Annotated in this window: 11 protein-coding genes; 5 read left to right on the top strand and 6 right to left on the bottom strand. The window is 34.3% G+C overall.

Annotation, left to right across the window (positions count from 1 at the left end):
* Window positions 1-129 precede the first annotated feature (129 nt).
* On the bottom strand, window positions 130-564 hold the full coding sequence (locus DEX24_RS04960; RefSeq protein WP_109305302.1) for a VOC family protein: 435 nt from the start codon (window positions 562-564) through the stop codon (window positions 130-132).
* A 108-nt stretch (window positions 565-672) separates the two neighbouring features.
* Window positions 673-2,487, bottom strand: a complete 1,815-nt coding sequence (pepF, locus tag DEX24_RS04955) for an oligoendopeptidase F (RefSeq protein WP_109305301.1) — start codon at window positions 2,485-2,487, stop codon at window positions 673-675.
* 228 nt (window positions 2,488-2,715) lie between these two features.
* Here pepF and DEX24_RS04950 point away from each other — a divergent pair, with 228 nt between their 5' ends.
* From DEX24_RS04950 to DEX24_RS04925, 5 genes are all read left to right on the top strand, one after another.
* Window positions 2,716-3,606: a hypothetical protein gene (locus DEX24_RS04950; protein ID WP_109305300.1), complete on the top strand. Its 891-nt coding sequence runs from the start codon at window positions 2,716-2,718 to the stop codon at window positions 3,604-3,606.
* Between the two features lie 126 nt (window positions 3,607-3,732).
* A complete protein-coding gene (locus DEX24_RS04945) occupies window positions 3,733-4,083 on the top strand; it encodes a DUF2085 domain-containing protein (RefSeq protein WP_109305299.1) in 351 nt (116 codons plus the stop codon).
* 100 nt (window positions 4,084-4,183) lie between these two features.
* A complete protein-coding gene (locus tag DEX24_RS04940) occupies window positions 4,184-4,564 on the top strand; it encodes a zinc-ribbon domain-containing protein (protein WP_109305298.1) in 381 nt (126 codons plus the stop codon).
* 823 nt (window positions 4,565-5,387) lie between these two features.
* On the top strand, window positions 5,388-5,786 hold the full coding sequence (locus DEX24_RS04930; protein WP_109305296.1) for a (deoxy)nucleoside triphosphate pyrophosphohydrolase: 399 nt from the start codon (window positions 5,388-5,390) through the stop codon (window positions 5,784-5,786).
* A 12-nt stretch (window positions 5,787-5,798) separates the two neighbouring features.
* On the top strand, window positions 5,799-8,672 hold the full coding sequence (locus DEX24_RS04925) for a DEAD/DEAH box helicase (protein WP_109305295.1): 2,874 nt from the start codon (window positions 5,799-5,801) through the stop codon (window positions 8,670-8,672).
* A gap of 505 nt (window positions 8,673-9,177) precedes the next feature.
* Here DEX24_RS04925 and DEX24_RS04920 read toward each other — a convergent pair.
* From DEX24_RS04920 to DEX24_RS04905, 4 genes are all read right to left on the bottom strand, one after another.
* Window positions 9,178-9,483, bottom strand: coding sequence for a hypothetical protein (locus tag DEX24_RS04920; protein WP_109305294.1), 306 nt, complete (start codon window positions 9,481-9,483; stop codon window positions 9,178-9,180).
* 55 nt (window positions 9,484-9,538) lie between these two features.
* Entirely contained in the window at window positions 9,539-10,102 is a 564-nt protein-coding gene (locus tag DEX24_RS04915; RefSeq protein ID WP_109305293.1) for a TVP38/TMEM64 family protein, read from the bottom strand.
* A 146-nt stretch (window positions 10,103-10,248) separates the two neighbouring features.
* Window positions 10,249-11,508, bottom strand: coding sequence for a dicarboxylate/amino acid:cation symporter (locus tag DEX24_RS04910; RefSeq protein WP_109305292.1), 1,260 nt, complete (start codon window positions 11,506-11,508; stop codon window positions 10,249-10,251).
* A 183-nt stretch (window positions 11,509-11,691) separates the two neighbouring features.
* Window positions 11,692-12,612: a ketopantoate reductase family protein gene (locus DEX24_RS04905; protein WP_109305291.1), complete on the bottom strand. Its 921-nt coding sequence runs from the start codon at window positions 12,610-12,612 to the stop codon at window positions 11,692-11,694.
* Window positions 12,613-12,664 lie beyond the last annotated feature (52 nt).

Genomic DNA, 12,664 nt, shown 5'->3' with positions numbered 1-12,664 from the left:
TAAATGAAAAAGAGTAAGAAATAGACAATGAAATAAGGCACTTTCTGTTCAAATCGAACAGAAAGTGCCTTATTTTTATCTAAAAAATCAACTCGTCATAAAAAACGTAAGTTTTTCAGTGCCCTCCGATTAATCGGTGTCTTTTTTTAAGCGAGCCGACATCGGGTGACCTTCTGTAAACTCGATTAAATCCCATAAATTACCGTATAAATCTTTAAAAACGGCAACGGTCCCATAGTCAGCACGTTTAGGTGGACGGATAAACTCTATATGGTTAGCCACCATATTATGATAGTCTCTATCAAAATGATCCGTCGCTAAAAATAGAAACACGCGTCCACCGGCTTGATTACCAATAAAATCTGTTTGATGTTCTTTTGATGCTTTAGCCAATAAAATTGCTGTGCCATTTGAACCAGGAGGGGCTACAACTACCCAACGCTTGTCCTGTTCTTCCTGATACGTATCTTCTAGTAGTGTAAAATGTAGTCGTTTTGTATAAAAATCAATGGCTTCATCATAATCATTTACAACAAGTGCTATGTGGACGATGGATTGTTTCATGACCTAATCACTCCTTTTTGTAAAATAGTATAGCATTGAATCATAAAAAAATGCATGACAGCTCTACATCCCGAAGGAAGGAGAACGAATCATGCATAGGACGAGTTGTTACTGCTCTAACACAGCGGTCAATTGTTCTAATTCTGTAATAAGATTGCCGATATGAGCAATTGTTTGACGTAGTGGTTCATCGGTCGACACATCCACCCCTGCCATCAAGGCCAATTCAGCTGGTGTTTTCGTACCACCTGTTTGTAAAACTTCCAACCAATCTGCAATCACTGTATCATCACCATTAATAATACGTTGTGATACCTGAGTAGAAATTGTCAAACCAGCACTGTATGTGTATGAATACAAGCCCATATAATAATGAGGTTGTCTCATCCAGGTCAACTCTGCCCCAGTTGTAATGTCTACATCCTCACCCCAAAATTCTTCGAGAACCTGGCGGAATAGGTCATTTAAAATGGGCGCATTAACGGATTGTCCTTCATCAATCATCGTATAGACTTTTCGTTGGTAGGCTGCTTCTAGTAAATGAGTTACAAAATTATGGAAATATGTTTTAGAAACCATATTTGAAATCACCCAACGTTTGAAGCGTGGATCATCATTCGACTGTGCAAGATGATTCGCCAATAACATTTCATTCATCGTAGATGGAGCCTCTATAAAATACATTGAAGGGCGCGAATTGAAAATCGTCTGTTTTTTATGAGCATTGACAAAATGTCCCGCATGTCCTAGCTCATGGGCTAACGTAAAAACATCATTCATTTTATCATGCCAAGATACCAAAATATAAGGATGGCAACCATATGGACTTGAACAAAAAGCACCAGTGGACTTCCCTTTATTTGGTGCATAATCAATCCAACGATGATCAAAGGCTTCTTGTACCATTTGAACATAATCAGCACCCATTGGTTCTACAGCATGTAAAATATATTTTTGTGCTTCTGCCTTTGTTACAAGGGGATCAAAATCAGCATCTAAAGCGATTTTTAGATCAGCATAAGTCATTTTGTCGAGGCCATAGGTTTTTTTTAATAGTTGTGCATAACGACGCATATGTGGAGCAAGTTCAGTCATGATCAAATCGATTTGTCGATTGTATAAATCACGTTCGACATGTTGGACATGAAGCAATGCATCAATGACAGAATCGAATCCTTTCATTGATGCAAGCGTTTTTTCTTTTTGTAGCTGCGTATTATAGACTTTTGCCGTCGTATGTTGATAGTCGGCAATCTTAGCAGAGAATGCTGTAAATGCTGCACGACGTTTATCGGTATCTGGCTCAAGTTCCCATTCATTTTCAAATGCACCATAACTCATCGGATACGTTGTACCAGCAACTTCAAAATCAGGAAAATTCATATCTACTGATTTCGTTGTATTGTATATTGCATAGGGAGAATCCAGTACTGGCGATAAGGTCGCTAACGCTTTTTCAACTTCCGGGTGTAATTGATAAGGTTTATTGCGTAGAATATTGTCAATCAACGTAATATACGTTGAATCCATATGTTGTGCTTCTTGTAAGATAGCTGCTGGTAAAGCTGCCAAATCACTATCGACAAAGGATAAGGCACTCATAACAGACGCAGCAGCGGTCCCGATTTTAGCCTGTTGTAATTGTGCTTTCCCATTACCGCGATCTTCATCCAAACGCAAACGTGCATATGTAGTGTAAATGACAAAACGTTCATATAACTCTTCATAAACTTTCAAACAGGAAATGACATCTTGAGCAGAAGTTAATCTACTAGAAAAATTCCTTTCAAATACTTGAGCATCAATAATTAGTTGATCCATATGAGCATCAATCTTATAAGCAGTAGGTACTAAATCACCTAAATTCCAAGTATCTTCCATATTTACTTCGTTACGATTTAATAATTGTGGCATAATTTTCATCCTTTCTCCATCTAATTCTCATTATATTCAAACTATTTCGGAAAGTAAAATAATTACATGGTACGATATATTTTAATCATTTTGATAAACAACAGTTATATTATTGGCAAAACAAACCATAGACCTACCACCTCTCATTTTGATACAATGAGAGGTAGATTATAAATAGTAACGTATATGCAAAATACATTATTCGATATAGCAGTTAGACCATTAGGAGGAATTATTTTGGAAAAAGAATATCAAATTTTAGAGCAACATATTATTGAAAAGTTTAAAAAAGAAGGTAAATTTAATCATAAAGGTGAAGTATTTGAAGTAGAACATGTTGGTAAAACACGCACAATGGGTGCTGGCGAACCAAAAACAGCTATTTATTTACAAGGAGTCAACGGAACTAAAAAAGTTGAAGTGAAAATTGCTTTAACATTACGAGGCGAAAATGACTTTATTGGAGCAGCCTTAAAACCAGATACAGCTGAAGCATTATTCGGTACAAACTGGAAAGAAATTATTAAAGCAGCAACGGATGCCGTTCAAGAGAAAATGAAAGCTGAAAAACTGATTTATACAGAAAAAGTCCATAAAACACCTTCAAATTCCATTTTATTAGGCTGGGAAGTAGAAGTAACAGATAAAAATCGTCCAATCAGAACAGATTTCCCACTAACAGAGCAAGAAGTGAGAGATGTTATTTATAAAGGTATTAACTTACCAGAAAACCTTAAAAATGCGCATGTTCATGGCACTGAAATTGCGAACTCAGGGATCGCAAACTATGCATTAGAAACAACGAAAGCAGAACTGAAAACAGTTGCTGACATTATGGGCAAATTAGAAGACATCGACACGATGGAACTACCAAAAGCACATATTACATTCAAGCCAAACTTTTATAGAACAAAATTAAAAAAATATGATGGTAAAAAGTATTTAGCAGCAGCCATCAAGTGGAGTTTTGAAGACGAAACATTCACACCAGAATTCGATTTCGATGATATATTCCAAATCAACCACGGTCAATATTTAACAGATCTATTAGCCATCTTAAAATCACTCCCAACACATAATCCATTAGAAATGGATCCAGCATTACTTGTTAAAACAGTTGGTAAATAATTGATTATAATGATTTCAGGTACTCTCTTCATTTGAAGGGGGTACTTTTTTTGTTCGAAAGATTTCAAATAGGTTTAATTAGGGAAATAGTATTCAAGAGAATAGCTATGGAAGGGAGACAATAGGTTGGAAAGATATATGCAAACACTCTTTATGTGTCATAAAATGCCGGAAAGATCATTTTTTTTTAAAGGAAAACAGTTTCCACTATGTGCTCGTTGTACCGGTATGCTACTTGGTTATTTGATATGTGTCATTCTTCCTTTTACAGTAGGTACACCATCACTTGTGACAAGTTGTTTACTTGGCTTACCGATAGTGATTGATGGTGGCGGACAATTAGCAGGGAAATGGCAGAGTACAAATAGTAGGCGCTTTATAACAGGCGTTTTAGGTGGGATTGCCATTATTTATATTCTAGTAAATCTAGCGCAATTTGGTTATGGGATTGGCTTGAAGATTAGTAGTTATTTCTAGCAATATTTGTAAGGTATAATAAGATAATTTTAGGGTATATTAGATTTTAGTCATCTATTTTATAATGACTATCAATCTGTCTAAAAAAGGAGTGTTCATTATGTATTGTTCATCATGTGGAGAGAAAAATGAGGAAAATGCACAAATATGTACGAACTGTGGTGCAGCGCTTTCTTCATCGACCCATTCAGAACCAGAACAATCAAAAGAACCAATTCAACCAGAACCAATGCAAGAAGAGAAAAGCGCACAACAACCTGTACAAGATAAAGCCAATATCGGTATAAATATTATAACCTTTTGCTTCATGCCCCTTTTAGGAATCATTATGTATTTTGTATGGAAAGGTGAAAAACCAATCGCTGCAAAATCAGCTCTTATGTGGGGACTAATCGCAATTGGAGTATGGATTGTATTTTATATCATCATTGGTATTTTTGTGGGAATTGCAGGCTCAATCGATCCAACAACAGATTTTTAAATCATTTCAAAAATATCCGTATGGAAAAAGCCATTACTGGCCTTCTCCATACGGATGTTTTTTATTATTTTATCGTCAAGTAAATCAGTTTTTTTAATATTTCTGCACTTGAAGATACAATTACTCTTTATTAATCTATCATACTTTAAAGAAAAAATATGATAAAAATCAAATGCTGAAATAGTAGTTTATAAAAGGATTTTTAAATATAGATATTACTGTTAAGAAAAACCTTTTACATTGTAAACTATGTTTATACGTGTAAGATATATGATGTTATATAATTCATCTGTATAAAATACCTAAGAGATTGTTGATTGAGGTAAATAAAAAACAGAGTTAAATGATGAACTATTCATTAAACTTAAAAATTCAATAGAATTCATGAGAGAAAGAGGAGCTTGTGACATGAAATTCTTTGATGAGCTATTCCTATCATTAATAGTTGTGATGAAGATGAAAAAAGCAGTAATTAAGTGTATAGAGAAGTTAAAAAACTACATTTTAGTAAATTCTATGGTTGAGAATTTTAGTCGATCAAGACGCATTGTAGGAACTGTACAATCAAGTGGGAAAGTTGATTGTATATGACTGATGAATTCAGCAAAAGATGTAATATATAAGTTAATAACTTTATTGGTAGACACAAAAAATATACTAAGAGAACAAACACAAATAAGAATTGAATGAGGGGGAAGTTTAACAAATATCAATGGTATGAAAATGATTAAAAATGTAAAATATAATTTCATTGGCGCTCTATATTTGACTAATATGGATAGTTTATATTTTTATAGAAAATATAAAAGAAAAGGAGATAAAAATGAAAAAAAAAATACATGTTGTTGGGGCAATTATTAAAAATTCGAAAAATGAAATATTTGCTGCACAAAGAAATTTAAAAATGACATTAGGAGGGTATTGGGAATTTCCAGGTGGTAAAATAGAAATTGGTGAAACATCAAAGATTGCATTAGTTAGAGAGATTCAAGAAGAATTTAATTGTTTAATTAATGTATATGAGAAAGTAGAAGATACAATCTATGAATATGAAAATTTTATTGTTAGATTAGAAACCTATATGGCAGAAATAAAAAAAGGAGAACTAAATCTCCTTGAACACTCTGATAGTATTTGGTTGAAGAAAAAAGATTTAATGATATTAGATTGGGCACCAGCAGATATACCTGCGGTGAGAAAAATAATGGAAACTATGGATTAGGGGATTTTACAGATGACAGAAGCAACTTTTGAATTAGAAAAAATAATTGGACAATCATTACAAAGCGCTTTTATAGATCAAACACGTTATTCAAGTGAAATACATCGCCCACAACTAATAGTGAACGGAGAAGGAAAACAAGTTTTACCTAGCTTGTTAGAGGAACTAATAAATTGTAAAGCTTTTTATATTTCGGTAGCTTTTATAACTGAAGGTGGGTTGTCTATGTTAAAAACAGCTTTACTGGATCTTGATAAAAAAGGAATTCGTGGTAGAATCCTAACTTCAACATATTTAGGGTTTAATAATCCTAAAGTATTTAAAGAATTATTAAAATTAAGAAATGTTGATGTACGCTTAACATCAATAAGTGGCTTTCATGCAAAAGGCTATGTTTTTAAAAAAGAGAATTATATTTCATTATTAGTCGGTAGCTCAAATCTAACTGAAACAGCAATGAAGAAAAACTATGAGTGGAATATTAAATTCACTTCTTTAGAGAATGGAGAACTGGTTCAAAGTTTTAATAATCAATATGAAAAACTTTGGGATGAAGCAGTTGAACTATCTACTTCATGGATTCACAAATACGAAGAAGTGTATAATCTACAACTACAGCAGAAAAATCAAATGAAAAGCTTTGACATGTCATGTAATCAAAATGATCGGGAGATACTACCTAATAAGATGCAAAGTAAGGCTTTGGAACAAATTGAAGCATTACGAAAAAAAGGTGCGAAGCGTGGATTAATTGTTTCGGCAACTGGAACAGGAAAAACATTTCTCTCTGCATTTGAGGTTCGAAATGTACAACCGGAAAAATTATTATTTATAGTTCATAGAGAGCAAATATTGAAGAAAGCTCAACAAGATTTTAAAGATATATTAGGTGGAGAAGACTCTGAATATGGAATCTTGTCAGGCACAAGTAAAGAAATAAAGGCTAGGTACTTATTTGCAACAATACAGTCCTTATCAAAAGATGAAACATTGAATTCTTTCGCAAAAGAACATTTTGACTATATTATAGTTGATGAGGTACATAGAGCAGGGGCAAGTTCGTATACAAAAACAATTGATTATTTTACGCCAGATTTTATTTTAGGCATGACAGCAACACCAGAAAGAACAGATGATTTTAGTGTGTATAAATTATTTGATTACAATATCGCATATGAGATTCGTTTACAAGAAGCCTTGGAAGAAGATATGTTATGCCCCTTCCATTATTTTGGTGTTACTGATTATGAAATAGATGGAAAGATGATTGATGAAGGTACAACAATACAAGATTTAGTCAAAGATGAAAGAGTTAATCATATTATTAATAAATTAGAGTATTATGGTTATTCAGGTGATGTTTTAAGAGGATTAGTTTTTTGTAGTAGTAAAAAAGAAGCAAGAGAATTGGCAATCTCTTTTGAAGAACGTGGTATTGCGTCTGCATCATTAACAGGTGAAGATAGTCAAGCTGAACGGGAAATACAAATTGGTCGATTGGAGAATGGCGAAATAAGTTATATTTTCACAGTAGATATTTTTAATGAAGGTATTGATATTCCGAAGGTAAATCAAATTATAATGCTAAGACAAACGCAATCTAGTATTATCTTCATTCAGCAACTTGGGAGAGGTTTAAGGAAGCATAAATCAAAAGAGTACGTAGCAATTATTGATTTTATTGGGAATTATAAAAATAACTATTTAATTCCCATAGCATTATCAGGAGATCAAACATTGAATAAAGATAATACTAAGAAAAATACTGCAGAAACAAATTATATTAAGGGTATATCAGTGGTGAATTTTGAGGAGATTGCGAAACAAAGAATATTTGAATCAATAAAAAATACAAATTTATCTTCTATGAAAAATTTGCGAGATGCATATAAAAATTTAGAAAGTAAAGTTGGTAGAAAGCCTAGTTTGCTTGACTTTATGAAATATGATTCAGTGGATCCACAGGTAATTATAGATTCCAAAAAGACGTACCCATTATTTTTAGAAGCAATTAAAGAACCAACAATATCTCCAAAAAACTATGCAAATGAAGTTTTATTTATGCTTTCGATGGAACTATTAAATGGCAAGAGAATTCATGAAATAGTCTTATTAAAAGCATTGATAAATAATGAAACGCTAACGCAGAAAAAATTTGTTGATCGATTGAGATCAATGGGTGAAAAGCATGATGTAGCTACAATTAAATCTGTTGAACGATTTTTAAATTATTCTTTCTTTGTTTCAAATGATTATAAAAAATATGGAAATCAGCCATTGGTCAATTTAATTGATGGGGAATATCAATTAAATGATCATTTTAAAAGGTTACTTGTAGAAGAGTCATTTAAAACCGAGGTTTTAAATGTAATAGAAGTAGCAGTTATGAAAAATCAGAAATATGATCGTACACCATTAACTATTCATGAGAAATATTCGCGAAAAGATATTTGTAGATTATTAAATTGGGAAAATGATGAAAGTGGAACGATAAATGGGTATCGTCTTAAACATAAAACTTTACCTATTTTTATCACATATCATAAGGATGAAGAACTCACTTCAAGTGTTCATTATGCAGATGAGTTATTAACACCTGAATTACTAAAATGGTATACAAAATCCCAGCGTACTTTAGATTCAAAAGAAGTGAAAAATATAATAGATGCAGAAGCACAAAATGTCGATCTTCATGTCTTTATTAAAAAAGAAGGAGCAGAAGGTACCGATTTTTTCTATCTGGGAACAGGTTTGATTGATAAAAATACAGTTATTCAAGAATTGGTAACTAATAATGATAATAAAACATTGCCAATAGTAACAATGAATATAAAGTTGAAAAATATGGTAGAGGACTCTATCTATCATTATTTAAAAATAAATTAACAAATATATTCTATTATTAGAGGCGATGGTATGGCCTCTGGAAGATCTGGAACGATAAAATGATTTAAAGATAAAGGTTCTGAAGAGTGGATCGATGAATTATGTATTTCTATTTTTGAAAAAAGAGCTATATTTAATAGCGGTGAGGAGAGACCTAGTTTACTGCTTGGAAAAATTGTATGCAGATTTAAAACGTGAAGTAATAAAGTTGAAAATGTAAGCGGTCATTTAATTTTCGAGATGAAAAAATGATAGAAGTAGCCGTGTTAGACTGGATGAAGTTCGTAGAGAATCAGTAAAATTTTTTATCGTGTTAAAAAAATCATCAGTTGGGCAAAAAAGAGAATGGTGGCATATAAGTATTTGCTTGTCATTGGATTCATAAACCAGATGCCTAAATCGATTGCTAGGAAGCTGCTAAGGCGCTTACTCCACAAGTTCTGAAAGGTCAAAAATGAAAGGTCCCTGAAAATCATCTGGATTTTCGGGGACCTTTTATTTTTGATTAGCGTGTGTATTGATTTACTTTTGGTCGACTGAAAATGAGGTCAACTAAATACATAATGGCGATGATGGCATGACAGAACCATGCGATGAATGGAATAAAAGTGAAGATTGTTAAAAAAATAGCAATGATGGGTACGGCTTTAGAGCCACCAACTGCAAAGCGTGTTACGAGAACAACTATATGAATTATAAAGGCGAGCGTTACTGTGCCAAAGCCTGTTGCCAGAACGGTTGCGCCACCTACGAATGGAATGGCTAAAAATAATTCATATAAAAAAGCGACGATTGTTGGTATAAGAAACATATTAATTCACATCCTTCCTATTAGTGTACGAACAATAGGTGAAAAAAGTTTCGTCTTAGCGTGTATCTTTTTTTCGCCAATTTTTATGGATGCCATTGGCAATTAAGATGAGGAATGCTAGATAGATGCCTGCATACAAAAGCATCGAATAGTTTTGTTGCATAAGTTGATTGCCTGTAAGGGTAAACATAATAATTGTTGGGATTTTTCCCAGAAATGTGGCACAGACAAATGGCCAAAATCGTAGTTGAAGAACCCCAGCAATAATATTGATGACCGCAGATGGGAAAATGGGGATGAGGCGTGCTAGTAAAATAGCTGAGAAGCCGTTCTGACGCGCTAGACGAATAAAGTAGTGACTGTGTAATTTCTCTATCTTGCGGCTGTAATAGCGCGCGAGGACGGTCTTACAGAGCATATACATACACAATGCACCTATAACGCTGCCAAGGAGGCTAATTGACAAAGAAACACCGATTGGAAATGTTAAAGCAATGGCGCTGTAAACAGCTGGCATCGGCATAAAGGGTATAAATGATAATGCAATGAGTAAAAAAATACAGAGTAGCGCATTGTTGAGTGTTGGTTGTTGTAGAAAATCAAGAAATTGAATATCCATAAGTAGCCTCTTTTATTTGTAATAGTCATATCGTAGTTTACTTCTCTAGTGAACGTCAAACTTCAGCTATATGAAATAGTAGCTGAAGTTTGTGGCCCCATTATAAAAGCATATGCCCCATAAGGGGCATATGCTTAAACTACGTATTAGTTAGTTGGTTTTTCGGAAGTATCATCGTAAATATCATCAAATACTTCGCCTTTTTTCTGTTCACTATTTGTGACATACAAGGTACATGTTAAATCACCAGTCGAATTGACCATTGTGCGTGTCATATCGAGAAGCCTATCGATTCCGATGATTAATGCGATCCCTTCAACAGGAAGCCCGACAGCTGTTAATACCATTGCGAGCATGATGAGACCTGCTCCTGGAACCGCCGCTGTACCAATACTTGCAAGAACTGCGGTTAAAACGACAGTTACAAGTTCAATTAATGATAGATTGACATCGAATACTTGCGCGATGAAAATCGTTGCAACACCTTGCATAATAGCTGTACCATCCATATTAATTGTCGCACCTAATGGCTGGACAAAGGAACTAATTGAGCGAGGTACACGCAATTTCTTTTGTGCAATTTCCATTGCGACAGGTAATGTTGCGCTACTACTTGAAGTACTAAATGATACAGCCATGGCTGGCAGGAAGGCTTTGATTACTGTTACGGGATTGCGATTGGCCATAAATTTTAAAGCGCCACCGTAAACAAAAATAAAGTGAATAGCTAATGCTAAAAGAACGACCAACATATACAGCAACATGGCTTTTAAAGCATTCCAACCAAGGGAACCAATAGCAGAAGCGATTAAACCAAATGTCCCATATGGTGCAAATTTCATGACAAGATTAACTAAGAACATCATAATCTGATTTCCTTGTTCTAAAACCTTTGCAACCGTTTCGACTTTTTTACCGAGTACGCTAATTGCGTATCCGATGAAAACGGCGAAGAAAATAATTTGTAGCATGGCACCAGAAGCCATTGCTGCTATTGGATTTGTCGGAATAATACCTAAAAAAGTTTCAGAAGCGGGTGGTGCTTCTGTTGCTTCATAAGAGAGGTTTTCCGTTTGAAATGAGCCAACCATTCCGGGTTTAATAAGGAGTGCTAATACGATACCAATCGTGATTGCAATGGCAGTTGAAAGAAGGAAAAACAACATTGTTTTTGCCCCAATGCGTCCAAGTTTTTTTGGATCACCTATATTGGCAACACCACTCACGATTGAAAAGAAGACGAGAGGAACAATGACCATTTTTATAAGATTTAAAAAGATTGTACCAAGCGGAGTAAATAAGTATCCGTCAAGTGGTTCGAAGTATTGGGGGAAGAAATTATTAATAATGAGTCCAACGATTACGCCGAGTGCAAGAGCTGTGAGGATTTTTTTTGCAAGATTCATAGACATAACTCCTTCATTCGAATTTTTGAAATATAAATATGTATAATTATAACCAAATATGACATATAAATAAACTATATACATTTTATAGTAAAATAGTAGGAAGTGAATCATATGTGGAAATACGGTTTCCTACACAACTAAATAAACCCCTACGAATGAAAAAGTAAGGGGTTTGCAGTGCTAACTATAGTGTTTTTCACGTTCCGAAATCACATCAAAAAAATGTTGGTTAACAGGTGTCGCGATAGTATGCTTCTTGCCAAACGAAATAACTGTCTCTGCAAAGAGAGGTAATTCACTAATACGGCGTGCTGTGGCATCTTGAGCCATGGATGGCTTCCCCTGCGGATTGAGTTGTGCTAGTACGTCTAACCAAAATACTAAATCAGTATCACTCAGCTCAATACCTTCCGCATATGCAATAGAAATAACTTCTTGCATAGCAGCAATCATCATATTGCGTGGAGCGCCTGCTTTTTGAACATCAGCAAAATGACCTTCTATTACTGTCACCGTTTGATTGACACCTACATTTAACATGAATTTCCCCCATAATTTATGGGGCATATTGTGTTCGATTTCATAGGGTAAATCAATCGAGTGGAAGAATTCTGCAAGCTGAGTGGTTTGTGGGCTAATTTGGTGCGCTTGACGATCCCCAATCACGAGAATTCCTTTATTGACATAGTTCATTTTATTTCCTATTTTCCCTGCATCCATTCCTTGAGCCACGCAGTTTAATACATGTGCTTGAGGCAAGGCTTTTTCAATCATATCTTCGCTAATGATGCCATTAATTAATGAAATAATGGTTGTTTGATCATGTACTTGCGATGTAATGGCCTCGATAGCACCCTGTAAACCGTCGAACTTTGTAGCGATGATGATAAGATCAGCTTGTATCGATTTATCTGCCGAATCCACATATGTAAAATTACAGCGTTCACCATTGCAGAAAATGCCTTCTTTTTCATAACGTTTAATACGTTGGGTATCAGCTACTACATGAAATTTACCCGTAGGTAATCGCTCCTGAAGATGCTGCGCATATAATACGCCAAGTGCTCCTAAACCAATAAGAGAAACAGTTTTGATCGTCATTGTATCGCCTCCAATTCCCATTTAATGATTTCATTGTACACTGAATGAACTG

Origin of the sequence: Kurthia sibirica (genome assembly GCF_003143975.1) — a bacterium.
In the GTDB taxonomy this organism is placed as follows: Bacteria; Bacillota; Bacilli; order Bacillales_A; family Planococcaceae; genus Kurthia; species Kurthia sibirica.
Note: the sequence above shows the minus strand (reverse complement) of the source record. Positions and strands in the feature narration are given on the sequence as shown.